This window comes from Jiangella sp. DSM 45060 (assembly GCF_900105175.1).
Classification (GTDB): Bacteria; Actinomycetota; Actinomycetes; order Jiangellales; family Jiangellaceae; genus Jiangella.
Genome location: NZ_LT629771.1, coordinates 3,288,441 through 3,312,651 on the forward strand (window position 1 = coordinate 3,288,441; position 24,211 = coordinate 3,312,651).

General features: G+C 72.0%; 20 protein-coding genes and 1 pseudogene. 8 read left to right on the top strand and 13 right to left on the bottom strand.

Translation table 11 applies throughout. The features are described from left to right. Window position 1 precedes the first annotated feature (1 nt). Window positions 2–1,030 carry an LLM class flavin-dependent oxidoreductase gene (locus BLU82_RS14810; protein WP_092621726.1) on the bottom strand — a complete coding sequence of 343 codons (1,029 nt, stop codon included), beginning with the start codon at window positions 1,028–1,030 and terminating at the stop codon, window positions 2–4. Between the two features lie 37 nt (window positions 1,031–1,067). Then, window positions 1,068–1,268, bottom strand: coding sequence for a tautomerase family protein (locus BLU82_RS14815; RefSeq protein WP_157740975.1), 201 nt, complete (start codon window positions 1,266–1,268; stop codon window positions 1,068–1,070). Window positions 1,269–1,903: 635 nt separating this feature from the next. Between BLU82_RS14815 and BLU82_RS14820 the strand changes: the two genes are divergently transcribed. The 3 genes and pseudogenes from BLU82_RS14820 to BLU82_RS14830 all read left to right on the top strand — a co-directional run bounded on the left by BLU82_RS14820 (window position 1,904) and on the right by BLU82_RS14830 (window position 8,446). Continuing rightward, a complete protein-coding gene (locus tag BLU82_RS14820) occupies window positions 1,904–4,687 on the top strand; it encodes a LuxR family transcriptional regulator (RefSeq protein ID WP_092621732.1) in 2,784 nt (927 codons plus the stop codon). A 73-nt stretch (window positions 4,688–4,760) separates the two neighbouring features. Continuing rightward, a pseudogene (locus BLU82_RS14825) lies at window positions 4,761–5,539 on the top strand (SDR family oxidoreductase). A gap of 108 nt (window positions 5,540–5,647) precedes the next feature. Beyond that, complete coding sequence (locus BLU82_RS14830) at window positions 5,648–8,446, top strand: AAA family ATPase (RefSeq protein ID WP_197682959.1); 2,799 nt, start codon at window positions 5,648–5,650, stop codon at window positions 8,444–8,446. On the opposite strand, the gene BLU82_RS14835 is transcribed toward BLU82_RS14830, so the two are convergent. Continuing rightward, a complete protein-coding gene (locus BLU82_RS14835; protein WP_092621738.1) occupies window positions 8,397–9,389 on the bottom strand; it encodes an alpha/beta hydrolase in 993 nt (330 codons plus the stop codon). The genes BLU82_RS14830 and BLU82_RS14835 overlap by 50 nt on opposite strands. Before the next feature lie 50 nt (window positions 9,390–9,439). Further along, window positions 9,440–10,204: an alpha/beta fold hydrolase gene (locus tag BLU82_RS14840; RefSeq protein WP_092625855.1), complete on the bottom strand. Its 765-nt coding sequence runs from the start codon at window positions 10,202–10,204 to the stop codon at window positions 9,440–9,442. A gap of 373 nt (window positions 10,205–10,577) precedes the next feature. Between BLU82_RS14840 and BLU82_RS14845 the strand changes: the two genes are divergently transcribed. The 4 genes from BLU82_RS14845 to BLU82_RS14860 are packed head-to-tail and all read left to right on the top strand — an operon-like array spanning window position 10,578 to window position 13,604. Beyond that, window positions 10,578–11,210 carry a sigma-70 family RNA polymerase sigma factor gene (locus BLU82_RS14845; protein WP_157740977.1) on the top strand — a complete coding sequence of 211 codons (633 nt, stop codon included), beginning with the start codon at window positions 10,578–10,580 and terminating at the stop codon, window positions 11,208–11,210. Then, window positions 11,201–11,869: a hypothetical protein gene (locus tag BLU82_RS14850; protein WP_092621744.1), complete on the top strand. Its 669-nt coding sequence runs from the start codon at window positions 11,201–11,203 to the stop codon at window positions 11,867–11,869. The genes BLU82_RS14845 and BLU82_RS14850 overlap by 10 nt, the downstream gene beginning before the upstream one ends. Window positions 11,870–11,901: 32 nt before the next feature. Beyond that, window positions 11,902–12,627: an alpha/beta fold hydrolase gene (locus BLU82_RS14855; RefSeq protein ID WP_092621747.1), complete on the top strand. Its 726-nt coding sequence runs from the start codon at window positions 11,902–11,904 to the stop codon at window positions 12,625–12,627. Continuing rightward, on the top strand, window positions 12,624–13,604 hold the full coding sequence (locus tag BLU82_RS14860) for an SDR family oxidoreductase (RefSeq protein WP_197682960.1): 981 nt from the start codon (window positions 12,624–12,626) through the stop codon (window positions 13,602–13,604). Before BLU82_RS14855 ends, BLU82_RS14860 begins: the two co-directional genes overlap by 4 nt. Here BLU82_RS14860 and BLU82_RS14865 read toward each other — a convergent pair. From BLU82_RS14865 to BLU82_RS14885, 5 genes are read right to left on the bottom strand one after another with little or no spacing between them, the layout of a single operon-like run. After that, a complete protein-coding gene (locus BLU82_RS14865) occupies window positions 13,601–14,326 on the bottom strand; it encodes an aspartate/glutamate racemase family protein (RefSeq protein WP_092621750.1) in 726 nt (241 codons plus the stop codon). The genes BLU82_RS14860 and BLU82_RS14865 overlap by 4 nt on opposite strands. A 29-nt stretch (window positions 14,327–14,355) precedes the next feature. Further along, window positions 14,356–15,273, bottom strand: coding sequence for a carbohydrate ABC transporter permease (locus tag BLU82_RS14870; RefSeq protein WP_092621753.1), 918 nt, complete (start codon window positions 15,271–15,273; stop codon window positions 14,356–14,358). Next, window positions 15,273–16,157 (bottom strand): carbohydrate ABC transporter permease, encoded by an 885-nt coding sequence (locus tag BLU82_RS14875; protein ID WP_197682961.1) that lies wholly within the window; start codon window positions 16,155–16,157, stop codon window positions 15,273–15,275. Before BLU82_RS14875 ends, BLU82_RS14870 begins: the two co-directional genes overlap by 1 nt. After that, window positions 16,157–17,623 carry an ABC transporter substrate-binding protein gene (locus tag BLU82_RS14880; protein WP_092621756.1) on the bottom strand — a complete coding sequence of 489 codons (1,467 nt, stop codon included), beginning with the start codon at window positions 17,621–17,623 and terminating at the stop codon, window positions 16,157–16,159. Before BLU82_RS14880 ends, BLU82_RS14875 begins: the two co-directional genes overlap by 1 nt. A 15-nt stretch (window positions 17,624–17,638) precedes the next feature. After that, window positions 17,639–18,670, bottom strand: a complete 1,032-nt coding sequence (locus BLU82_RS14885; RefSeq protein ID WP_157740979.1) for an NAD/NADP octopine/nopaline dehydrogenase family protein — start codon at window positions 18,668–18,670, stop codon at window positions 17,639–17,641. Between the two features lie 129 nt (window positions 18,671–18,799). On the opposite strand from BLU82_RS14885, the gene BLU82_RS14890 reads away from it, so the two are divergent. After that, window positions 18,800–19,453 (top strand): GntR family transcriptional regulator, encoded by a 654-nt coding sequence (locus BLU82_RS14890; protein ID WP_172885618.1) that lies wholly within the window; start codon window positions 18,800–18,802, stop codon window positions 19,451–19,453. Between the two features lie 119 nt (window positions 19,454–19,572). Here the strand turns inward: BLU82_RS14890 and BLU82_RS14895 are convergent, their stop codons facing one another. Genes BLU82_RS14895 through BLU82_RS34175 form a run of 4 tightly spaced genes read right to left on the bottom strand, consistent with a single transcriptional unit; the run spans window position 19,573 to window position 24,197 of the window. Further along, the gene (locus BLU82_RS14895; RefSeq protein WP_092621765.1) at window positions 19,573–21,264 is read right to left on the bottom strand and encodes a beta-L-arabinofuranosidase domain-containing protein; all 1,692 of its coding nucleotides are present in this window, start codon (window positions 21,262–21,264) and stop codon (window positions 19,573–19,575) included. Then, window positions 21,261–22,034, bottom strand: coding sequence for a carbohydrate ABC transporter permease (locus BLU82_RS14900; protein WP_092621768.1), 774 nt, complete (start codon window positions 22,032–22,034; stop codon window positions 21,261–21,263). The genes BLU82_RS14895 and BLU82_RS14900 overlap by 4 nt, the downstream gene beginning before the upstream one ends. After that, entirely contained in the window at window positions 22,031–22,930 is a 900-nt protein-coding gene (locus tag BLU82_RS14905) for a carbohydrate ABC transporter permease (RefSeq protein WP_092621771.1), read from the bottom strand. Before BLU82_RS14905 ends, BLU82_RS14900 begins: the two co-directional genes overlap by 4 nt. Further along, on the bottom strand, window positions 22,911–24,197 hold the full coding sequence (locus BLU82_RS34175) for an ABC transporter substrate-binding protein (RefSeq protein ID WP_157740983.1): 1,287 nt from the start codon (window positions 24,195–24,197) through the stop codon (window positions 22,911–22,913). Before BLU82_RS34175 ends, BLU82_RS14905 begins: the two co-directional genes overlap by 20 nt. Window positions 24,198–24,211 lie beyond the last annotated feature (14 nt).

Consider the following 24,211-nt stretch of genomic DNA (forward strand, 5'->3'; position numbering starts at 1 on the left):
GTCACTTCGCCGCGGCCAGCGGAACGACCTCGTGGGCGAACCGGGTCATGTGCTCGAGGCCGAACTTGGCGTCCACCCAGCCGTGCAGGTAGAAGTCCATGACCAGGTGGTCGGCGCCGGCCCCGATCATCGCGGCGAGCCGATCGGCGGCCGCCTGCGGCGTGCCGATCATCAGCCGTTCCTCGGGCCGGTTGAGCGTCTGGTCGTCGCGCCGCTCGACCGCTTCTTCCATGGTGATGCCGTTGATGCGGGCGAGCAGCCGCGGGATCGCCCACTCGTCGATCCATTGCGCGTCCTCGCTGATCATGCCGTAGTTGACGACGGCGAGCTCGAGCGCCTTGGCCCGTCCGTACTCCTCGGACAGCCGCTTCAGCGACGGCACGAGGTCGTCGCGGATCTCGTCCACCGTCGGGAAGAGCGGGTAGAACGCCTCCGCGAACTTCGCCGAGCGGTTGAGCGACTTCTCGCCGCCGCCGATCCACAGCGGGAACGGCTGCTGCACCGGCTTCGGGTTCAGCTCCAGACCCTGCGAGTCCCAGATGCCGCCGGTCTCCTCGATCGGCTCGCCGGCCATCAGCTTGGTGATGGTGTCCAGCGCCTCGTCCATGCGACGGCCGCGCTCGGTCTTCTTCACCATGCCGACCTTGAAGTCCTCTTCCCACCAGCCGAGGACCGGGACGGCGACGGCACGGCCATTGCTGGCGTTGTCGAGGGAGGCGAAGTACTGGGCCCAGACGAACGGGTGCAGCGCGGGGACGACGAACTCGAAGGCGATCTTGATGCGCGACGTCTCGCGGGCGAGGATCGGCATCAGCACCATCGGGTCGAACAGGTAGCGGGTGCCGAAGGCGCCGAAGCTCTTCGTCTTCGGCATCGTGAAGTGCCAGGGCACGTGGATCGCCTCGTACCCGAGCTCCTCCGCGGCCTTCGCGAACTCGACCATCGAGTCGACGTCCGGCTCGTTCGCACCCCAGGGGAAGAGGTACACCCGCAGCTTCTTGAGAATTTCCTCGGCAGTCAGGTTCGACATGTCATCCTCTCGCGTCGTCCGGGCCTCGCGCGGACGGTCAGTCCTCGTCGGGCAGGTTCAGGTGCTTGTGGAACGTCGTGCCGTGGGTGCCCCACGACTTCGGGCTGTGCTCGACCAGGAGCACCTGGACGTTCTCGAGGCGGGCGCCGTTGTTCACCATGACGTCGGTGATGCCCGCGATGATCGCCTCCTTCTGCTCCTGCGTGCGCTTGGCGATGTCCACTCGAACGAAGGCCACGTCGCTCTCTCCTCGCATGTGTGTCCGCCGGCCGACAACCTCCGGCATGAGTGGCATGTTACATGCAATCGACACGTCAGGGAAGAGTGAGGCGGCCATTCTGGGAGCCGCCGGGTCCCGGGAAGCGCCCGCCCGGGCGCCACTCGTATGCTACGTGCCACCCGTGACCCGGACCGAGGAATCGACCTGGTGAGGAGTGCAGGCGCCGAACGACCTCGTCGAGGAGCTCGCGGAAGCCGGCGCTCCCGGTGGCGGAGACCGTGGACGGACGCCCGGCGCTCAGTACCGGAAGACTTCCGGCGGGATGTCCCGCGGCACGGCGCCCCGCAGATGTGGCTCCACGTCACGCGCTCCCCCGAGTCGGCCCCGGGCCGGCTCGTCGATCGGGCGTGGGTACTGGCGGCAGGTGGGACCAGCCGCGGTCTGCTTGACGCAACTCCCGAGGGAGCCGTCTGAAACCCGGTCTCCGGCTCTTACCTCGCGGCTCGGCCAGTATCCACGCGGACGGATCGGGCGGACAGGTGTCCTCCGGTCACCAGGAGGACCGGACGGGAGCTCCGGATGTGACAGGGCGCCGTGATCTCGTGCCCGTTGCCACCGTCACGGGCCGTCAGTAGGCTCGCCGGGGGGTGTCTATGGCCAGGAGGGGTCCGGCATTCGAATTGCGCGGCAGGCGCGACGAGTGCGACATCCTGGCACGGCTGCTGGCCACGGCCCGATCGGGACACAGCGCCGTCCTGGTGCTGCGCGGCGAGGCCGGCATCGGCAAGTCCGCGCTCCTCGACCACCTGGTTCGGCAGGCCGCCGGTTGCCGCGGCGCGCGGGCCGTGGGCAGCGAGTCGGAGCAGGAGCTCGCCTTCGCCGGGCTGCACCAGCTGTGCCTGCCGTTCCTCGACCGTCTCGACCGGCTCCCGGCGCCGCAGCGAGACGCTCTGGTCACGGCGTTCGGCCTGCGGGCGGGGCGCCCGCCGGAGCGGTTCCTCGTCGGGCTCGCGGTGCTCAGCCTGCTGGCCGACGCCGCGGCCGAGCGCCCGCTCGTCTGCGTCGTCGACGACGCGCAGTGGCTCGACCAGGTCTCCCTCCAGGTCCTGGCGTTCGTCGCGCGCCGGCTGGCCGCCGAAGCGGTCGCGATGGTGTTCGCGACCCGCGACTCCCATGCGCGCCAGGAGCTCGCCGGCCTGCCGGAGCTCACCGTCGGCGGCCTCAGCGACATCGACGCCCGCGCGCTGCTGGACTCCGCCGTCCCGGGCGGTCTGGACGAGCGCGTGCGCGACCAGATCGTCGCCGAGAGCCGCGGCAACCCGCTCGCACTGCTAGAGCTGCCGCGCGGCTCGACGGCGGCCGAGCTGGCCGGCGGGTTCTGGCGTCCGGACGCACGCCCGCTGGCGGGCCGCATCGAGCACAGCTTCCTCCAGCGGGTCCGGGCGCTGCCGTCGACGACGCAGCGGCTCGTCCTCGTCGCCGCGGCGGAACCCGTCGGCGACGTGTCCCTGCTGCTGCGCGCGGCCGCATTGCTGGACCTCGGCGCGGACGCGGCCGGCGCCGCCGAGGACGCGGGGCTGATCGAGATCGGCGCGCGGGTTCGCTTCCGGCATCCGCTGGTCCGTACGGCGGCCTACCGCAGCGCCGACCCCGGCGACCGCCAGGAGGCACACCGAGCCCTGGCCGAGGCGACCGACCCTGACGCGGACCCCGATCGTCGTGCCTGGCATCGCGCGCAAGCCGCGGCCGGACCCGACGAGACGGTGGCCGAGGAGCTGGAACGCTCCGCCGGCCGCGCACAGAGCCGTGGCGGGGTCGCGGCCGCCGCGGCGTTCCTCGAACGGGCGACGGAGCTCACCCCGGACCCGCTCCGGCGTGGGCTGCGGGCTATCGCGGCGGCCGAGGCCAAGCTGCGGGCCGGCGCGCCCGACCGCGCACACGAGCTGCTCTCCACGGCACGGTGGGCTCCCCTCGACGACCTGCACCGCGCCCGGCTGGCCCGGTTGAGCGCCCAGGTCACGTCCGTCCGGCGACCCAGCAGCGACGCGGTCCCGCAACTCCTCGACGCGGCCCGTCAGCTGGAGCCGTTCGACCGGGCCGCGGCGCGTGAGACCTATCTCGAAGCCCTCGGCGCCGCGTTCTTCGCGGGACGCCTCGGCCCGGGCCTTCGCGCCGCGGCCGCGGCGGCCAGCGCGGCGCCGCCCGGACCGCGTCCGCCGCGACCCACCGATCTGCTGCTGGACGGCGTCACCCTGCGGCTCACCGAGGGCTACGCGGCTGGTGTGTCACCGCTCACCAGCGCCCTTCAGGCGTTCCGCGGCGACGGCGGCGACGTCGACGACGCGGTCATGAGCTGGCTGTGGCTCGCCTGCCCGGTGGCGCCGGAGCCCATTGCCCCCGACCTGTGGGACGACGACGTCTGGCACGATCTCGCCGCACGCGCCGTCCAGCTGGCCCGCGCCACCGGAGCCCTCAACGTCCTCCCGGTCGCGCTCAGCTACCGCGCCGCCGTCCACCTGCATGCCGGAGAGTTCGCCGCGGCGGCGACCCTGATCGACGAATCCGAGACGATCGCCGCCGCGACCGGCAACGCGCCACTGCGCTACGTCCCGCTCATGCTGGCCGCCTGGCGCGGGAACGAGGCCACGGCGCGGTCCTCGATCGACGCCGCGGTCAGGGAGGCGACGGCCAGGGGCGAGGGACGTGCCCTCGGTCTCGCCGGTTACGCGAGCGCCGTCCTCGACAACGGACTCGGCCATTACGCCGCCGCGCTCACCGCCGCCCGGACCGCCTGCGAGTACGAGGACCTGGGGTTCTACGGATGGACACTGGTCGAGCTGGTGGAGGCGGCGGTCCGCAGCGACCGCCACGACGAGGCTCGGGCGGCCCTGGAACAGCTCGACGAGCGCGCCGGTTCCAGCGGCACCAACTGGGCGCTGGGCGTCCGGGCCCGGTCGAAGGCGCTGCTGAGCGACGGCAAGCGCGCCGAAGACCTCTACCGTGCCGCGATCGAGCGGCTCGGCGGCAGCCACGCGACCGTCGAGCGCGCCCGCGCTCACCTCCTGTACGGCGAGTGGCTGCGCCGCGAGAACCGCCGCACGAACGCCCGCGAGCAGCTGCGCACCGCCCACGACGCCTTCGCCCGCATCGGCGCCGGCGCGTTCGCCGAACGCGCCCGTCGTGAGCTCCACGCCACGGGTGAGACGGTGCAGCGCCGCTCCACCGGCACGCACCACTCCCTGACCACGCAGGAAGCGCAGATCGCCCGGCTCGCCGGCGACGGGTTGACGAACCCCGAGATCGGCGCGCAGCTGTTCATCAGCCGCCACACCGTCGAGTGGCATCTGCGCAAGGTGTTCGCCAAGCTCGACATCAGTTCCCGCCGCCAGCTGCGCACCGCGCTGACGACGACCGCGCGGGCCGGCGTGCCGGGTTAGACGTCGGCGCTGTCACACTCAGGGCGCGCCGTCCGGTCTGAAGAGTGACCGGACGGGCGAACGGCGCCTCCGGCTGCACTGGAGGTGCGAGACGAAGATCGTCGTCATCGGTGGCAGCGGGCTGATCGGCTCGACCGTCGTCGCTCGTCTGCGCGAGCACGGGCACGAAGCCGTTCCCGCCTCGCGGAACACGGGCGTCGACACCCTCACCGGGCAGGGGCTGGCCGACGTGCTGGCCGGCGCGGAGGTGGTGGTCGACGTGTCCAACTCGCCGTCGTTCGAGGACGAGGCGGTCCTGCGGTTCTTCGAGACGTCGACACGGAACCTGCTCGCCGCCGAGGCCCAGGCGCAGGTGGGACACCACGTCGCGCTGTCGATCGTCGGCGCCGACGCATTGCCCGACAGCGGCTACCTGCGGGCCAAGGTGGCTCAGGAGTCGCTGATCGAGGCCGGCCCGATCCCGTACTCGATCGTGCGCTCCACGCAGTTCTTCGAGTTCGTGAAGAGCATCGCCGACGGCGCCACCGCCGGGACCGAGGTGCGGCTGCCGCACGTGCTGTTCCAGCCCGTCGCCGCGGCCGACGCCGCCGGAGTCGTCGGCCGCACGGCCGTGGGCGACCCCGGAACGGGCGGGTCGAGATCGGCGGGCCGGAGCGGTTCCGGTTCGACGACTTCGCCCGGGACGGCCTGGCCGCCCGGAACGATCCCCGCACGGTGGTCACCGATCCGCACGCCCGCTACTTCGGCACCGAGCTGGACGAGCGGTCGCTGGTCCCCGGCGCCGGCGCGGTGCTCGGCGAGACCCGATTCGCCGACTGGGTGAGCTTGACGGCGGCGGCGCCGGCGCGGTGACCCGTCCCGCGGGGTCTTGTCCGGCGAAACGGCGAGTGCGACTCTGAGGGATCGACTCCGGCCGGGCGCCGCACCCTCCGGCCGGACCCTCGGCCGCAGGAGGACGTCGTGGAACCAGGGTCGCGCCCTCCCCGACGGCTTCGAGGGCGCGACCAGGAGTGCCGGGAACTCCTCGCCCTGATGAATGCGGCCCGTGCGGGCCACAGCGGCGTGCTCATGGTGCGGGGTGAGGCCGGCATCGGCAAGACCGCCCTGCTCGACTACCTCGTCGACGCGGCGTCGGAGTACCGCGTCCTCCGAGCCGCCGGCGTCGAGTCGGAGATCGAGCTCGCGCACGCCGGTCTCCATCAGCTGTGCCGCCCGCTCCTCGACCGGTTCGACGGGCTGGACCGGCTGCCGCCGCCGCAGGCGGAGGCGCTCGGCACGGCCTTCGGGCTACGGTCCGGCAGGCCGCCGGATCGCTTCCTCATCGGCCTCGCGGTCCTCACCCTGCTCTCGGAGCATGCGGACGACCAGCCCTTGATCTGCGTCATCGACGACGCGCAGTGGCTGGACCGAGCATCGGCCGAGGTCCTCACGTTCGTCGCCCGCAGGCTGGCCGCGGAGCCGATCGCCATGGTGTTCGCGGCCCGCACGACGGGTGACGAGCAGGCCTGGGCGGGTCTGCCGCGGCTGACGGTGCACGGACTGCGCAAGCCCGACGCCGCGGCTGTGCTGGAGTCCGTGGTCACCTCCCCGCTGGACCAGCGCGTGCGCGACCGGATCCTGGCCGAGACGCGCGGCAACCCGCTGGCGCTGCTGGAGCTGCCGCGATGGATGTCGTCGGCCGAGCTGACGTTCGGCCCGGGACAGCCGGCCGCCGGGACCGTGACCAGCCGCATCGAGGAGGGCTTCCGCCGCCGGCTCGACACCCTGCCGGACGACACCCGCACGCTGTTGCTGATCGCGGCGACCGAGCCGCTGGGCGACGTCGGCCTGCTTCGGAGTGCGGCCGAGCGCCTCGGCCTCGGCCTGGACGCCGCCACCGCGGCCGAGGCGGCCGGACTGATCGACGTCTGGGACACCGTGCGGTTCCGGCATCCACTCGTCCGCTCCGCGGTCTACCGCTCTGCGGCGTCACCCGAGCGGCGGGCAGCGCATCGCGTGCTCGCCGACGTCACCGATCACGACCGTGACCCGGACCGGCGGGCCTGGCACCGCGCGCACGCCGCCTCCGGCCCGGACGAGGACGTGGCCGCGGACCTGGAGGCATCCGCCGACCGTGCGCTGGCCCACGGCGGGCTGGCCGCCGGCGCCGCACTCCTCGAACGCGCCGCCAAACTCACCCCCGACCAGTCCGCCCGAGCCGAACGCGAACTCAAAGCCGCACAGACCATGCTCCACGCCGGCACCTTCGACGACGCCCTGCGCCTCCTCACGCTGCTCGACCATCGGCCCCTGACCCAGCTGCAGCGCGCACGCGCCGAAGTACTCCAATCTCACATCGCCTTCGCCTCCAACCGCGGCCACGAAGCCATGGCTCTGCTCCTGGCCGCCGCCCGCCGACTCGAACCCCTCGACCTCGAACTCGCCCTCGACACCTACGTGACCGCGCTCCAGGCAGCGCTGTTCGCCGGCCGCCGGGCGGGCGAACCCGAAGCACTCGAGGTCGTCCGCGCCGCCCGCGCCGCACCCGTCCCGCTCCAGCTACGCCGCAGCGACCTGCTCCTGCAGTGCATGGCGGTGCTCCAGGAGGACGGAATCGCCGCGGCCGCGCCGCTGATGAAGCGGGTGGTCGAGGCGTTCCGCGCCGACGATCTCCCGGTCGAGGACGGACTGCAGTTCCTCGCGCTCGCCGGTTCGGTCGCGAGTGACCTCTGGGACCTGCCGGGCTGGACGGCACTGACCAGCCGGCAGCTCGAGCTCGCCCGCGAGACCGGTGCGGTCCATGCGCTCCAGTTCACGCTGAGCAGCGTCATCTACGCGCGCCTGTTCGGCGGTGACCTGGTCTCCGCCACCGCGTTTCTCGACGAGGCCGCCGCGCTGGCCGAGGTCGCCGGCGCGCCGCCGCATCCATACGGGGCCATCGGCCTGGCCGCTTACCGCGGCGACCGGCAGCGCGCCGAGCCGCTGATCGCGGCAGCGAAGTCCGACGCCGTCGCCCGCGGCGAAGGGCTCGTCCATTCTCTGGCGTCCTGGGCGAGCGCGGTGATCTGTAACGGCAACGGCGACTACCCGGCCGCGCTCGCGCACTGCCTGGAGTCCCTCGATGCCGTCGAGGACGACGGGAGCAGGTCGCTGCTCCCCGTCGCGACACAGCCGGGCGGCTGGATGCTGCCCGAGCTCGTCGAGGCGGCCGTGCGGTGCGACGAGCCTGAGACGGCGGCCGCCGGGGCACGGATGCTGACGGAGGTGGCCGACGCCTGCGGGACCGACTGGGCGCTGGGCGTGGCGGCCCGGTCTAACGCGCAGCTCCACGGCGGCGGCCAGGCCGACGACCTCTACCACCAGTCCATCGACCGGCTCGGCCGCTCCGGGGCGCGCGTCGAGCTGGCGCGAGCGCAGCTGCTCTATGGCGAGTGGTTGCGGCGGTCGGGACGCCGCAACGACGCACGGGCATACCTGCGGCCCGCGTACACCTCCTTGACGGCCATGGGTGTCCAGGCATTCGCCGAACGCGCCCGCCGCGAGCTGGCCGCCACCGGCGAGACGGTGCGCAGGAGCACACCCGACACGCGCCAAGAGCTCACGACCCAGGAGCTGCACATCGCCCGTCTGGCGGCCGATGGCCGCACCAACCCCGAGATCGGCGCCGCGCTCTACCTCAGCCGCCACACCGTGGAATGGCATCTGAGGAAGGTGTTCGCGAAGCTGGATCTCACCAGCCGGCGTCAGCTGCGCGATGCCCTGGGCCGGCCGGCGGGCTGACCTCGAACGCCTTGCGGAGCACGTGGACGGCCTGCTCGATCGCGGCGGTCGCGGCGGCGGTCTCGCGAACGGGATTGAGCATCATGAAGTCGTGCAGGATGCCGTTGTAGCGGACGGTGGTCGTGCGCACGCCGGCTTCGATCAGTCTGCGCGCGTAGGCCTCCCCCTCGTCACGCAGCACGTCGTTCTCGTCGACGACGACGAACGCCTCGGGCAGACCGGCGAGCTCGTCCAGACCGGCCCGCAGCGGCGACACCGTGCTCTCGCCGCGCTTGGTCTCGTCCGGCAGGTAGGCGTCCCAGAACCAGGCCATGCCCTTGGCCGTCAGGAACGGCCCGTCCGCGAACTCACGGTAGGAGTCGGTGTCCTGCCCGGCGTCGGTGACCGGGTAGTACAACGACTGGTGCACGAACGTCACGTCCGCACGCCGCTTGGCCAGGATCGTCAGCGCGGCGGCCATGTTGCCGCCGACCGAGTCGCCCGCCACGGCGAGCCGGGCCGCGTCCAGACCGTGCTCGCGCCCGTGCTGGACGATCCACCGGGCCGTCGCGTAGGCCTGCTCGATCGCCACCGGGTAGCGGGCCTCCGGCGAGCGGTCGTATTCGACGAACGCGACCGCGGCGTTCACGCCGACGGCCAGCTCACGGACCAGACGATCGTGGGTCCCCGCGTTGCCAAGGACCCAGCCGCCGCCGTGGACGTACAGGATCACCGGCAGCGGCGCGGAGATCCCCCGGCGCCGCACGATCCGCACCCGCACCTCACCGACCGGTGCGGGCACGGTGATCCAGTGCTCGTCGACGTCCGGCATGGCGATCGGCGCGGCCTGCAGGTCGTCCAGCACCTTGCGGGCGCCCTCCGGGCCGAGCTCGTACAGGAACGGCGGCATCGACGTCGCCTCCGCGATGGCCTGCGCCGCCGGCTCCAGGATGTGTGTGCTCATGATCGGCTCCTCGGCTGTGGGTATCGCCTGACTGGATGGGGTGGACGTGCTCAGCGTCCGGCGGTGGCGCGGGCGGCCTGCTCGATCAGCCTCGTCACCGTGTGGGGCTTCGAGACCAGCACCGCGTGCGATGCGCGGACTTCGACGATCTCCGATCCCGCCCGCTCGGCCATGACGCGCTCCACGTCGGTGCCGATGACGCGGTCGTCGGACGGCAGCAGGTACCAGGAGGGAATCGTCTTCCAGGCCGGGTCGTGGGTGGGCTCCTCGAGCACGCTCGCGTCGAGCGGGCGTTGAGTGACGGCCATGACGTCGGTCACGCGCGTCGGCAGGTCCGCGGCGAAGATCGTGCGGAACCGGTCCACCTTGATGTAGGCGTCCGCGCCGGTTCCCCCGCCTGGCAGCGGATAGGGACGAATGTCCAGCGCATCGGGGGTCAGCAGGCTGTCCATCGAGCCCGCGTACGCCTCGGCCAGCGTCTCTCCCTCATCCGGAGCGAACGCGGCGACGTAGACCAGCGCCTTCACGTTCGGGTTGCCACTGGCGGCGTTGGTGATCACCGCACCTCCGTAGGAGTGGCCGACCAGCACGATCGGCCCCGAGATGGTGGCGAGCACGCTGCGCAGATAGGCCGCGTCGGAGGCGATGCCCCGCAGCGGGTTGGCCGGCGCCAGCACGGGGTAGCCGTCATTGCGCAGCTGCCGGATCTCCGCACTCCAGCCGGACGCGTCGGCGAACGCCCCGTGGACGAGGACCACGGTCGGTTTCGGGCCGGACGGTTTCGGGCCGGACGAGTTCGCCTGGCCCAACGCCATCGAGGTCGTCAGGACGGGTGCGACGAGCGCCGCGGCGCCGACCGTCAGGACGCGCCGGAGGCGTCCGCCGCCCAGGCGCGCGAACGGCCGTACCCGCGGCGGGATCGACGTGGGGGCCGTGGTGTCGTGTGCCGCTGCCTCGTGGTGGTGTCTGGTCACGGTGGGCTCCTTGTCCGAGGTCTACAGGACATGGACCGGACAGGCCCGCTCGGTTGTGACAGCCCACGTCGCCTCGACCCGCGCACACCCCCGGCCACGGACTCGACCACGGACCGGCCACGCACTCTCATCGGCGCGACTTCGCCGCACGGGACGCGAGGGTGATGCCACCGGTACCGCCGGGGCATCGATCCGTCGAACCGTGGAGGCGGGCATGAACACGGATCTGCTGGACCCACCGCTGGACCAGGCCGCGTCGATCTTCGCCGCCGCCCGGCCCCAGCTCCTGACCATCGCCAGCCGGATCCTCCAGGACGAGGCCGAGGCCGAGGACGTCGTGCAGGATGCCTGGTTCCGGTGGCTGCGCACCGACAGGTCGGCCGTTCTCGACCCGCGTGCCTTCCTCGCGACCACGACCGTCCGGCTCGCCCTCAACACGGTCCAGAGCGCCCGCCGCCGGCACGAAGCCCCTGCGACGAGCCGATTCGCCGAACCGGTCGACAGCGGGCCCGGCCCCGAGGCGCAAGCCGTGCGCCGCGACGCCACCGAGGCGGCGATCACGCTGCTCATGGAGCGGCTCACGCCGGCCGAGCGGGCCACGTACCTGCTGCGCGAAGGGTTCGGCTACCCGTATCGGCGAATCGCCGAGGTCCTTCGCCTGCAGGTCGCGCACACCCGCCAGCTCGCGCGGCGAGCCCAGCAACGGCTGACCTCGGACCGCCGTGCGCCGGTGGACGCGGCCGCCCGGCGCCGCCTGCTCGAGGCGTTCCTCGCGGCCGCGCGGACCGGCGACCTCGCCGACCTGGAGCACCTGCTCGCACGGACGGAGCCGGACCCGTGGAGCTGACCACGACTCAGCGCATCGATGCCCGGTCCACGACGATGCTGGCGAGCGCGTGGCCGCACCTGAGCGCCATCGCCGAACGCCTCGCCGACGACACCCGCGGCGACAGCGAGCGCATCATCCGCGACGCCTGGCGTTGGGCGAACGCCGAGCGCTCGACGCCGTCCGGTCTGCTGGAGCGCCTCGCGGCCGCCGGCGACCGGGTCGCCGTCGAGGTCATCGCGACCGCCCGCCGGCCCCCCGAGCACGTGGTCCCCGCACGCTCCGGCCGTCCGATCGAGCCCGGCACCGGCCCGGGAACCGTGTCTGAGCGAGCGCAGGTCGCAGAACTGATCGTCCTGGTCCTCCGCGCCCAGCTGTCGCTGGCCGCACGGTTCGCCTTCGTCGCCCGCAAGGCGTTCGCCTGCCCCCCGGGCCGGCTGCGGAGGATCCTGCGCTCCGCTCTCGACGGCCCCGGTCGCCGAGCGTCGTCGCCCGCCCCCGACGGGCGACGACGGATCCGGCCCGCCGCTCCCCTGGGCGTCACGCGGGCGTTCCGCGCCGCGGCCCACAGCGCGAACCTCGCCGACATCGAGGATCTCATCGGCGCCGACCTCGTCGACCGCCCCGCTCTGTGGCGCCGTCTGTCACGCCCGGTGTCCGCCGCCCGGTCTTACCAGTGAGCCTGTGCGACCACCAAGAGAAGGGAACTCCGATGACCGAGCAGCAGCCCACCGTCGTCCTCGTCCACGGCGCGTTCGCCGAGTCCGCGAGCTGGTCCGGCGTCGTCGAACGCCTGCAGGAGCGCGGCCTCGGCGTCGTCGCGGCCGCGAACCCGCTGCGCAGCCTGCACGGCGACGCCGCCTACGTCCGCGACGTGATCGACGGCGTCAACGGCCCGGTGGTGCTCGTCGCCCACTCCTACGGCGGCATGGTGATCACCGAGGCCGCCGCCGGCAACCACGCGGTCATCGGCCTCGTCTACGTCTGCGCGTTCGCACCCGACCACGGCGAGAACGCCTTCGAGCTGTCCACCAAGTTCCCCGGCAGCACCCTCGGCGAGGCGATCACCGGCCACCCGGTCTCCACCGGTGGTCACGAACTCAGCATCCGGCCCGACGTCTTCCACCACCAGTTCGCCGCGGACGTCGCACCGGGCCAGGCCGCCGTCATGGGCGCGACCCAGCGCCCCGTCACCGAGCTCGCGCTCACCACCGGACTGCCCACCGACACGCCGGCCTGGCAGACGATCCCGTCGTGGTTCGTCTTCAGCGACCAGGACCTCAACATCCCCGTCGCCCTGCACCGGTTCATGGCCGACCGGGCCGGCGCCAAGACGGTCCGCGAACTGGCCGGCGCGTCCCACGCGCTCAGCGTCTCCCAGCCCGACGCCGTCACGGCCACGATCCTGGAGGCCGTCGACGCGGTCGCGGCGCCATGAAGGTCGTGGTGGTCGGTGGCACCGGCCTGATCGGCTCCGCCGTCGTCCGAGGGCTGCGCCGGCACGGTCACGAGGCCGTGCCGGCATCGCCGACGACCGGGGTCGACACGCTCACCCAGCAGGGCCTGGCCGAGGCGCTCACCGGCGCCTCGGTCGTGGTCGACGTCTCGGACTCGCCGTCGATCGAGGACGACATCGCCCTGCGCTTCTTCGAGACGTCCACCCGGCACCTGCTCGCCGCGGAGGCCGGCGCCGGCGTCAGGCACCACGTCACCCTGTCGGTGGTGGGCGCCGACCGGCTGCCCGACCTCGGCTACTTCCGCGCCAAACTGGTCCAGGAGAACCTCGTCACCAGCTCACCGATCCCGTTCACCCTGGTCCGGGCCACCCAGTTCTACGAGTTCCTCATGCGCATCGCCGACGCCGCCACCGACGGCGACGCGGTCCGGCTCGCCCCCGTCCTCGTCCAGCCCATCGCCGCCGCCGACGTCGCCGACGTCCTCGGCCGCGTCGCGGTCGAACCGCCCGCGAACGCCGTCGTCGAGATCGCCGGTCCGCAACGCCGCCGGTTCGACGCCCTCGTCTGGGACGAGCTGTCCGCCCGCGACGATCCCCGCACCGTGGTCGCCGACGAGCGGGCCCGCCACTTCGGCGCCGTCCTGCGCGAGCAGTCCCTCCTCCCCGGTGCCGGGGCGTGGCTCGGGCCCACACGGTTCGCGGACTGGCTCCAGCACCGGCGAACCGCGGTTGCGCCGGTGCCGGCGCCCGCGTCGGCCGACACGGCCGGCCTCGCCCGCGAGCTCGCGGCCGAGGTGGCGCTGGGCGAGTCGAGCCGATTGGAGGACGCGATGCGGGAACCGGTCGCGAACTGGCGGTTCGACCCGGCCGAGGCCCAGTGGTACGAGGCCGTGCTCCACGACCTCCGCGACGCCGTCGAGCGTGGGCGCGCTCAGCCGGACGCGGCTCCATGGAGCTAGCTACGGGGGTCACCCCGCCAGGTGGGCATGGGTCGCCTGCCGACGGCGACGTCGAAGGCGGCGTGGGCGAGCAGGCGGGTCGAGTCGAGGGTCGGCAGCGCAGAGCTCGTGTCGTCGATCAGCAGCGGGATCTCGGTGCACACCAGCGCCACCGCGTCGCAGCCCCGTCGCTTCAGCCCGTCGATGATGTCGACGTATACCTGGCGGGACGCGTCGGTGAAGACTCCCTCGACGAGCTCCCCGAAGATGATGTCGTTGATCCTCGCGCGTTCGTCGGCGCCGGGCACCATGGAGTCGATGCCGAGCCGTCGCAAGGCGCCGGGATACAGGTCGCTGTCCATGGTGTACCTCGTGCCGAGGATCCCCACCGTCCGCCGCCCGTCGCGCGCGGCGCGCTCGGCCACGATCTCGGCGATGTGCAGGCCCGGAAGTGCCAGTGGCTCGGGCGCCGCCTCGAGGGCCAGGTGAGCGGTGTTGTCGGGGCAGACGAAGAAGTCCGCGCCCGCGGCGTGCAGCCGAGCCGCGCTGGTGGCCAGGATCGAGGCGATCGGCGGCAGGTCGCCGGCGTCCCAGGCCGGCATGCTCTGCCCCATCGCGATGCAGTCGAGGCTGACGTCCGGGTGCAGGTGCGGGCCGAGCCGGCTGAACCCGTCCGCGCAGAACGTGCGCAGGCACAACGAGGCGCCCTCGACGCTGTGCGCCAGGATTCCGAGATGCTTCACGTGACGTCCTTCCGTGTGGGTGTCGCTGCCTAGGTCCGGGTGCGTTCGTCGAAGCCGCGGAGGTAGACCCAGGCCGACGCGATCAGCAACAGGGCCATGCAGACGGCCAGTGCCGACGCCTGCCCGATCGAGCCCGACTCGAAGGCCAGCGACCGGATGGCCAGCGGCACCGTCACCGCGGACCCACCCGGCCCGCCGCCGGCCGACAACAGATACGGGATGTCGAAGTCGTAGGCCGTCCAGATCGTGCGGAGCAGCATCGCCACCAGCAGCACGGGCATGATCGACGGCAGCGTCACCGCGCGGAAGGCGGCCCATCGCCCGCCGCCGTCGATGGAGACCGCCTCGTACAGCTCGCGCGAGATGGTCTGCAAACGCGCCAGCACGACGATGACGAAGAACGGGGTGTACTTCCACACGTTGACCAGCACGAGCGTCACCATGATGACGTCCGGATCGCTGAGCCAGCCCAGCGGCGCGTCGATGAGCCCCAGATCCAGCAGGACGTAGTTCGCCAGGCCGGTGACGTCGTTGAACATGTACCGGAACATCAACGCGACCACGATGGCCGGCACCATGTACGGGAAGAGCACCAGGCCACGAGCCAGGCCCTGTCCGCGCAGCCGTGCGTTGAGCAGCAGGGCGACCAGCACGCCGAGGCACACCTGCAGGGCCATGTTCGACACGGTCCAGACCACGGTGCGCCCGAACGCCGCCCGCAGGCCGGGATCGGAGGCGATGGTGACGAAGTTGTCGATCCCGATGAAGGTACGGCGGCCGCTGGCGGCGTCGACGTCGGCGAAGCTGTTGAGCAGCGCCATGGCGAACGGGTAGACCACGAAGACCGCGAGCAGCACCGCGGCCGGCGTGGCGAGCAGGAAGGCGAGCTGCCGGTCGCTCACCCCGGACCGGCCGAGCGCCCGCACCCGAGGTGCGATGACGGCCATCAGCCCTTCACCGCCCCGGCCGCCAGCCCGGACACCAGCCAGCGTTGCGCGATCAGGTACAGCACCACGACCGGCGCCACGATGACCAGACCCGCCGCCATCAGCAGGCCCGCCGACGTGGTTCCGTAGTGCCCCATGAGCAGGTAGGTCGCCGGGTTGGCCGTCATGTTGGAGGTGCTGGTCATGAGCGTGGACGCGTAGAGGTACTCGCTCCACGCCGCGGCGAACGTGAAGATGCCCGCCGTGATGACACCCGGGACGGCGATCGGGACCACCACCCGGCGGAAGGCTCCGAACCGGGTGCAGCCGTCGACCATGGCGGCCTCCTCGAGCTGGACCGCGACCCCTTGGAAGTACGACCGGAGCATCCAGAGCGCGAACGGCAGGAAGACGGCCGTGTAGAGGGCGGCGAGAGCGATCAGGTTGTCGCCCAGGCCGGCTCCGAAGATCACCTGAGTGACCGGCACGAGGATGAGGATCGGCGGGATCAGGTACGCGACGATCGCCATGCGGCCCACCACGCGCAACGGGAGGAAATCGAAGCGGGACAGCGCGTACGCGGCGATGGTCCCCAGGATCACCACCCCGGCTGTCGCCACCCCCGACACGACCAGGCTGTTCTGCAGGTACTTGCCGAAGCCGTAGGTGCCGAAGAGGCTGGTGAAGTTCTCCAGCGTCAGCGCGTCGGCGTCGAGTCCCGGTGGGTACTGCTTGTTCGCCGCCTCGGTACGGAACGCGCTGAAGATCATGAACACCAGCGGCAGGTCGGCCACCAGCACCACCACGACCAGCATCACGTACTGGCCGGCCCGGAAGAAGTCGGCCGGCTTCCGGGCCGGCGAGGCGCGAGCCACGACCCGCTCCGACGACACGACCGCGGACATCACACGATCTCCGGTGTCCAGTCGGGGTTCTGCGCCTTCCAGCCGTCGGAGACCGCGCGCATCTCCTCCGCCGCCGTCCGCCACGCCTGCTCGACCGGCTCGCCGTCGATGAGGATGCTCTGGAACATCACTCCGTCGATCGGCGGCGACTTCCAGATCTCCGCGGCCCACGGGCAGACGTTGGTGAACTTCTCCTCGAAGGAGCCGTCGTGCACCGCTCCCATGCTCACCGACGACGTCATGGCCGCCGGGACGTGCTCGGCGAAGGTCTCGATCCAGTCGGCGTGCGCGCTCACGTAGGGATCGGCCGACGTGGACAGCATGCCGAGCAGCTCCTGCCGCACGCTCTTCATCGGCGGCAGCAGGTGCCCGGGGACGGTCATCGCGAACTCGACGGCATGCTCGCCGACGGTGAGCTCCTTGAGGAACTCCTTGGCGAGGTCCGGTTCCTCGGTCTCCGCGTAGAGGGCGTACTGCTGGCCGGATCCGAAGTGCAGCCCGCCGGTCATGAACGGTCCGGCGGGAATGGGGATGACGCCGGACGCGTCGGCGATGTCGGGCGCGCTCTCGTGCAGGTTCACCCCGAGCCGTCCGGGGAACGGCGCGAACGTCGCCTGTCCCGAGCTGTAGGCGCTGACGATGTCGGCGTACTCGCCGTTGTAGAGCGACTGCGCCGAGAACCGCATCATCGAGACGAACCGCTCGATGGCCTCCAGGACCTCGGGGCGGTCGAACGTGACGTTCCCGTCCCGGTCGAAATAGTCCCAGCCGGACTGGAAGATGTACGGCGAGAACGAGAACAGCGGCAGCTGCGGCGTCGGCCCGACGGCCAGCGCGATGCCGAGGTGACCGTCGCCGCCGTGGGTCTCGCGCGCCGCGGCCAGGAAGTCGTCGAACGTCTCCGGCGCGGCGATGCCGGCGTTCTGCAGGATGTCCTTGCGGTAGTACATGAGGTGCGAGTTGGCCTGCAGCGGGATGGCGTAGTCGGATCCGTCGACCACGATGCGCGTCCCCGGCATGAAGTCGTCCGGGCCGATCTCCTCGACCACGTCGTCCAGAACGGCCAGATAGCCGTCCCGCGCCCACGACGCGAACTGGCTCACCGGCGGCGAGAAGATGCCGACGTCCACCTTGTTCCTGAACGCCGTGGTGAGGTGCTGCAGCTGGGTGGAGTCGGAGTAGACGGTGACCTCGACGCGAGCCTCCGGATGCTTCTCCTGGAACGCGGCGATGACCATGTTGTAGAACGCGAGGCTCTTCGGGTCGTTCTCCACCGTGTAGAGCGGGATCACGCCGCCGCCACCGGAGTCGCCGTCGCTCTGCTCGATGCCGCCGCAGCCGGCGAGGAGCGCGGTCGTCGAGAGCGCCGCCGCACCGAGGAGGAACTGGCGGCGGCCGAGGTCGCCGGCTGCCAGCCCCTGCCGCAGTCGGGACAGGCTGGCGAGGTCGTCGTGAACGCGGTTCATGTGCTCCTCCAGGGATCAGGCCTCGAGCCAGGAGAGGAAGGACTCGACGGCGCCGCTCTCGGCGGCCAGCGGACGGCCGATGACCGTCGACGAGAGGGTGACGATCGCCGCGAGATGCTCGTGCGGGGTGCCGAGACGACGCGCCAGCGCGAGGTACGCCGCGACGCCGTGCGGGATGTCGTCGGTGAGGTAGCGATGGTCGAGCGTGGGCGGCGCGGGCGTCTGCATGAGCGGCGGGAACGAGCGGATGCACGCGCCGATGTCGTCGCCGCTCATCCCGGCGTGCCCGTAGTAGCGACGGAGCCAGGTGGTGGTGGTGACCGCGTCTCCCCCGGCGGCCTGGACCAGGGCGAGCCGTTCCTGGTCGAGCGCGGTGAGGAAGCGGCCGGTCGCGGCCGTGAGCCCGTCCCGGCAGATGGGGAACGGCTCGCCGGCGTCGATCCGTGCGGCGTTGAGCAGCACGAGGGGCGGATGCGTCACGGTGTTGACGTTCGACAGCGACGTCGTGGCGAGCGTGGCCGGCACCAGCGTCGGCAGGTACGGCCCGTAGTCGAGCAGGGCCTGGTGGGTCCGCGTGGCGTCGAGGCCGGCGACGGGCATCGACCGCTTGACCGCCACGATCCGTACGTCGTCGACCCCCGGGCGCCGGGCGAGCACGGGGAAGCCGGGCGCCTCGGCCACGGTGATGTCCGGCCGGCCGGCCCGCTCGAGCGCGGCCGTCGCGCGCAGCACGCCGGCGAACCCGCCGGGCGCGAGCAGGATCGACCGGATCGACGAGCGGCCCGCCACCTTGGTCACCTCGCCGGGGATGTCCCGGGTGTCGGCGACCACGATCGCCAGGTCGGCGCCGACCTCGTCCAGCCTGCTGCGGACGACGAGCGACACGCTTGCGGGCACCTCTTCGATCACGGCGGTTCCCGCCCCGGCGACGGCCGCGGCATCCGGCACGTCCGCCGCGAGGAGCTCGACCTCCTTGCCCGAGCACGCCGCCGCGTAGAGGGCACAGGCCAACGCTGGCAATCCGGATCCGACGACCACGACACTCATGCGACTCCTCTGGCGCGACGGGTGGAGGGTCTGCACGCTATGGCTGGCCGCGATCTGATGTCAAGAAAATGTTTCTCTGAAATTTTACCGAGATTTGAGTTGAGCGGCAGCGCGTGTATCCTGGTCGCGATGAGCCAGGACCGGAAGAACGAGCGCGCCTATCTGGCGCTGAAGGCCGACATCGTCGAGGGCCGGCTGCGGCCCGGCCAGCTGATCATCGAGGGTGAGCTGGCCGAACGGTACGCCCTCAGCAAGACGCCGGTCCGGCATGCCCTGAACCGGCTCGAGGTCGAGGGCATGGTCGAGATCCTCCCCCGGCGCGGGTCCATCGTGCGGTTCTTCAGCGTCCGCGACGTCCAGCACGTCTACCTGCTACGCAGGCTCCTCGAGCCGGAGGCCGCGGCCCTGGCCGCCAAACGCGCCACCCCGGCAGACGTCGAGCGCCTCGTCGAACTGGAGTCCAAGGCCGAGGCGGCGCGCGCCGACGGCGACTTCTCCCCCGGCGCGGCGTTCCACGTGGCCGTCGCCGAGCTCGCCCGCGTTCCCCCGCTGACCGCCATCATCGAGGGCCTGCAGACCAAGGTCCAGTGGTTCCTGCGCGTGCAGCAGCTCAACGGCGAACCGATCCCGCTCCAGCACCCCCATGGTCCCCTCGTCGACGCCATCGCCGCCGGCGACGCCGACCAGGCGAGGGCGATCACCGAGTCGGCCCTCACGAGGTCGATCACGGTGATCCTCGAGTCGATGGCCGAGCTGAGCGTGCCGAGCCAGACGCCGCACTAGCGACCTGACGCGGGTGCGGCTCGACCCGCGCGCAGGACCAGCCGGAGATCCACGTCGACCGCGTACCACACCCGCCGGCCGCCGAGACGATCACACCGACACCCACCGCGGCGGGCGCCTCAGTCGTGCAGGGTGCGCCGCGCGTAGAGCAGGCCCTGGAACCAGGTGCGGACGGTGCGGTCGTGGCGCGACCGGTCCGGTCCGGCCAGCGGGACCAGTGCGAGATCGGCGGCGAAGCTGTCGTGACCCGATGTCGCCGCGCGCACGCCGCCGGCCTCCTGGACGAGAGCCCGCTGCTCGCGCGGGTGCACCAGGAACCGGCCGCGCAGGACGTCGTCCGGCGGGTTGTCGGCCGTGCTGGCGGCCAGCAGCAGCGGCCCGCGGAACGCCGCCACCCGCTCGGTGGCGAGGTCGGGCGCCGGCAGGGTGGTGTTCGCGAACGGCGGCACCATCGGCTGCCCTCCGACGTCGAACCACTCGTGCTGGATCAGCTCCAGGACGACGGTCGTGCCAGGCGACGGCGCCGGCAGCCGGATCCAGCCGTCCGCGGCGCGCGCCGGCATCGGCACCCCGCCGACCAGCAGCCGCCCCACGCCGGCGGTCGATGGCACCCGCACGTGCAGCTCGGCGGCGCGGAAGCCCGGTCCGACGGTCAGCTCGACGGTGTCGCCGTACGGGTAGTCGCCGGCCACACTCAGCACCGGGGAGCCGTCGCCGTCGGTCGCCGTGAGCGCCATCGGCAGGTGCAGGCGGACGGCGTCGGCATCGGCGTCGACGGCGTGGACCACCAGGTGGCGCAGCGCGCGCAGGCCGTGGAACGTGCAGCACCACCAGGCCTCCGGCGCATAGTCGCTCATCAGCACGCCGTCCTCACCCGAGAGCGTCTCGCAGCCGAAGTGCCCGGACGCGCGCTGGGTGTGCAGCAGGGCGTTGAAGGCGGCGACGCAGGCCCGGTCGAGGTGCCTGGGGTCGTCCAGGAGTTCGTAGAGGCGCAGGTTGAGCATCACCCAGTCGGCGATGCCGCAGCCCTCGGTGTTCGCGTCCCACGGCAGCGTGAGGCTCTCGGTCACCCCGCCGTGCGGCAGCAGATAGCGCCGCGCCACGACGTCGGCCCGCTCCCGGACGTCGCGCAGCAGGTCGTCCGCACCGGTCTGCCTGGCCACCTCGAGCTGCCCGCGCAGGCCCAGCAGGTAGCCGTGCATGTGCGCCCTGTCGGCGTCCGCGGGTAGCGCCTCGGCCAGGGTCCGCGCGGCGACGAGCGCCGGCTTGGCGCCGGACGCCTCCGCGTGCAGGGCCAGTGGAAGCATCGCCGAGAACGGGTCGAGCCGGAACTTCTGCAGGCCGGCGGCCGCCACCCAGCGCAGCCATTGCGGGACGCGTGCGCCGATCCCCTCGGCGAGCAGGGCCGTCGCGGCGTCGACGGCGGCGGCGTCGGCAGCCCATCGCCGCGCCGAGAGCAGTCCGGCCAGCAACCGGCCGTGTCCCCACGCGGCGCCCTGGTCGACCTGCAGCGCCAGCGCGGGCGGCCCGAAGAAGCCGTCGGCCTGCTGCGCGGCCAGCACCTCGCGCAAGATCGTCTCGGCCTTGCCGTCGTCGACCGGGTGCCCGTCCGCGACGGCCGCGTCGACGGCGTCGAGGTATCGGCCGGACAGGTCACCGCGGTAGTCCTGGAACAGCCGCGGCGAGCCCGGGTCCCAGCACACGTCCTGGGTCACCAGCTCCACCGAGTACGGCGTCGACGCTGCCAGCTGCGCCGCGGCGGCGCCCAGGTGGGCGCGCAGCGATCCCGCCGAACGAACGTCCAAGGTCATTTGATCGCTCCTGCCGTGAGTCCGCGTTCGAAGGTGCGTTGCATGAGGGCGTAGAGAAGGACCACCGGCAGCTGGATCAGCACGAGCGCGGCGAAGATCTTCGGGACGTCGACGAAGAACTCGAGCTGGAAACTCGCCGGCACGACCGTGACGGTGCGCATCTCCGGCGACACCATGAACATCAGTGCCAGCAGGAACTCGTTCCATGAGTTCAGGAAGGTCCAGATCCCGACCATCACGAGCGCGGGCGTGGTCAGCGGCAGGTACACGCGGACGAACGCCTTCCAGGTGCTCGCGCCGTCCACCACGGCCGCCTCGAGCAGCTCGTCGGGCAGCCCGTCGTAGGTGTTGCGCAGGATGACCAGGGCGAACGGCAGCGCCAGCGCGGCGTACGGCACCGACAGGCCCTGGTAGGTGTTCTGCCAGCCCAGCGTGGTCTCGATCTGCGTCAGCGGCACCAGGATCGCCGCCACCGGGATCATCAGCTCGCTGAGCACGAGCACGTACAGTGCGTTGCGGCCGGGGAAGCGCAGCTTGCTGAACGCGAACGCCGCGACCGAGCCGAGCACGAGCACCAGCAGCACCGCTCCGGCGGTGACGACGGCGCTGTTCAGCAGGTACCGGCCCAGGCCCTGCTGCGCCACGACCTCGCCGTAGTTGTCCAGGCCGCCGTCGCGCAGCGACACCGTCACCAGCCGGGCCAGCGGCAGCATCCACAGCACGGTGACCGCCGCCACCACCGTCAGGCCGAGCCGCCCGCCGCCCCTCACCGCGATTCCTCCCTCAGGTACCGCCGCAGCTGCAGCACGGTCATGACGAGCGCGAGCACGAACACCGCGGTGCCCAGTGCGGCCGCCCGCCCGTCCCGCCCGTTCAGCAGCGTCGTGAGCAGCAGGCTCGTCGGCACCTCGCTGGCGTGGTCCGGCCCGCCGCGCGTCAGGACGTACACCAGGTCGAAGGTCTTCAACGTGCCGATGACGCCGAGGATCAGCAGCGCGTAGTGGGCCGGGCGCAGCATCGGCGCGACGACGTACCGCAGCGTCTGCCAGCGCGAGGCGCCGTCGAGCGCCGCGGCCTCGAGCACGGAGTCGTCCAGTCCCGTGATCGCCGCCTGGTAGATCGCCATCGAGAACCCGGTCCACATCCACACGTTGACGGCGGCCACCACGGGGAGCGCGGTGGCCGGGTCGGCCAGCCAGGGATGTGCCAGCGCGTCCAGCCCGATGGCCCGCAGCGTGGTGTTGACCGATCCGTTGGTGGTCTCCAGCAGGTCGGCGAACAGGTAGCCGATGACCACCGGGGTCAGCACGACGGGCAGGAACAGCAGCGTGCGCAGCAGCCCGCGGATCAAGCCGCGGCCACGCAGCGCCACCGCGAGCAGCAGGCCCAGCACCATCTGCACGGGCACGGTCAGCACGCCGAAGATCAGCACGTTGCGAAACGCGAGCCGGCTGGCCCGAGTCTCGACGAGCCAGCGGTAGTTGTCCAAGCCCACGAAGCTGAGCGACGGGTCGAACTCGGTGTTGCCCAGGAAGCTGGTCTGCAGGTTCTTCAGCACCGGCCAGGCGACGAAGGCCAGATAGAGGACCAGGGCGGGGGCGACGTAGAGCAGTCCGCCGCGCCGCCACCGCGCCCGGTCCGCGCTGCTAGGAGGACTCAGCCGCATCCTGGACCCGTCCGGCCGCGTCCTCGGGCGACGCAGAGTCGGTGGCCACCGCCACCAGCGCCGATCCCAACGCCTCGGCCACCGCCGGCGACGGCACCTGCCGGTAGCCGGCCAGCCGTTCGTCGATCATGGTGACGATGGACGCCCGCGGCTGGGTGGCCGGCGCCGGCAGCTCACTCGGCTCGCGCTCCTCCGCGGTGACCGAGAAGTCGAGGAACGTGTCCATGAGGATCTGGCTGCCGGCCCCGGTGCTCAGGTACTCGGCCAGCCGATAGGCCGCCGCCTTGTTGTCGCTGTTCTTGTTGACCACGACGATCCCACTGACGTCGCCGGTGATCGGCGCGCCGTCGTCGCCGAACGGGAACGGGATGGCGTCGATGTCGAACGAGCCGACCCGGTCCAGCGAGTTGGCGTACATGTCCAGGTTCCAGCTGCCGTTGGCGAAGAACGCCGCCTTGCCCTGGGTGAACAGGTCGTACGCGTCGTTGTAGGTGGCCGCGCCGACGGCACCCTCCTGGAACACTCCGTCGGCGAACAGCCCACGCCAGGCGTCGAACGCGTCGACCAGACCTGGCGCGGTCCACTCGCCGCTGCCGTCCAGGGCGGCGTAGAGCGCCTCACTGTCGATGTCGGCCGCCAGCGCGAGGTAGTAGTCGACGACCTGCCAGGGGTCCTTCCCGCCGAGCGCGATCGGCGCGATGCCCCGGCCGGCCAGTTCCGCGCTGGCCGCCACCAGGTCGTCGTACGTGGCGGGCACCTCGACGCCGGCCTCGGCGAGCAGCGTCTTGTTGACCCACAGGAACCCGGCCACGCCGTAGCCGACCGGCAGTCCGTACGTCGTCTCGTCGGCCTGGGCGCGCGACAACGCCTCAGGCGCGTACGCGTCGGCCCAGTCGTCGCCGTTCGACGCCGCCGCGTAATCGTCCAGCGGCTCCATGTACTGGCCGAACTGGGTGAACATGGCACCCGGCGACACCACGAAGACGTCCGGTCCCTCCCCCGCGCGCAGCTGCGTCTGCAGCGACGTCTGGTAGTCGGCGATGGGCGCCAGCTTGCTGGTCACCTCGACGTCCGGGTTGTCCTCGGCGAACGCGGCGACGACGGCGTCGAACGTCTCCTGCGTCGGCGTCCAGGACTCGTACCGGACGGTGCCGCTGGCCGGCGCGGTGACCTCGGCGGCAGCGCCTCCCGTCTGGTCGTCGTCACTGCCGCATGCGGCCAGCAGGCCGGCCGCGGCCAGGGCGGCCGCGATCACTCTGAGTCTCACGATGGCTCCTCGGG

Coding starts and splice junctions, on each gene's coding strand:
- BLU82_RS14810 (WP_092621726.1), bottom strand. CDS start 1,030: ATGTCGAACCTGACTGCCGAGGAAATTCTCAAGAAGCTGCGGGTGTAC.
- BLU82_RS14820 (WP_092621732.1), top strand. CDS start 1,904: ATGGCCAGGAGGGGTCCGGCATTCGAATTGCGCGGCAGGCGCGACGAG.
- BLU82_RS14835 (WP_092621738.1), bottom strand. CDS start 9,389: ATGAGCACACACATCCTGGAGCCGGCGGCGCAGGCCATCGCGGAGGCG.
- BLU82_RS14840 (WP_092625855.1), bottom strand. CDS start 10,204: ATGGCGTTGGGCCAGGCGAACTCGTCCGGCCCGAAACCGTCCGGCCCG.
- BLU82_RS14845 (WP_157740977.1), top strand. CDS start 10,578: ATGAACACGGATCTGCTGGACCCACCGCTGGACCAGGCCGCGTCGATC.
- BLU82_RS14855 (WP_092621747.1), top strand. CDS start 11,902: ATGACCGAGCAGCAGCCCACCGTCGTCCTCGTCCACGGCGCGTTCGCC.
- BLU82_RS14860 (WP_197682960.1), top strand. CDS start 12,624: ATGAAGGTCGTGGTGGTCGGTGGCACCGGCCTGATCGGCTCCGCCGTC.
- BLU82_RS14870 (WP_092621753.1), bottom strand. CDS start 15,273: ATGGCCGTCATCGCACCTCGGGTGCGGGCGCTCGGCCGGTCCGGGGTG.
- BLU82_RS14875 (WP_197682961.1), bottom strand. CDS start 16,157: ATGTCCGCGGTCGTGTCGTCGGAGCGGGTCGTGGCTCGCGCCTCGCCG.
- BLU82_RS14880 (WP_092621756.1), bottom strand. CDS start 17,623: ATGAACCGCGTTCACGACGACCTCGCCAGCCTGTCCCGACTGCGGCAG.
- BLU82_RS14885 (WP_157740979.1), bottom strand. CDS start 18,670: ATGAGTGTCGTGGTCGTCGGATCCGGATTGCCAGCGTTGGCCTGTGCC.
- BLU82_RS14890 (WP_172885618.1), top strand. CDS start 18,800: ATGAGCCAGGACCGGAAGAACGAGCGCGCCTATCTGGCGCTGAAGGCC.
- BLU82_RS14895 (WP_092621765.1), bottom strand. CDS start 21,264: ATGACCTTGGACGTTCGTTCGGCGGGATCGCTGCGCGCCCACCTGGGC.
- BLU82_RS14905 (WP_092621771.1), bottom strand. CDS start 22,930: ATGCGGCTGAGTCCTCCTAGCAGCGCGGACCGGGCGCGGTGGCGGCGC.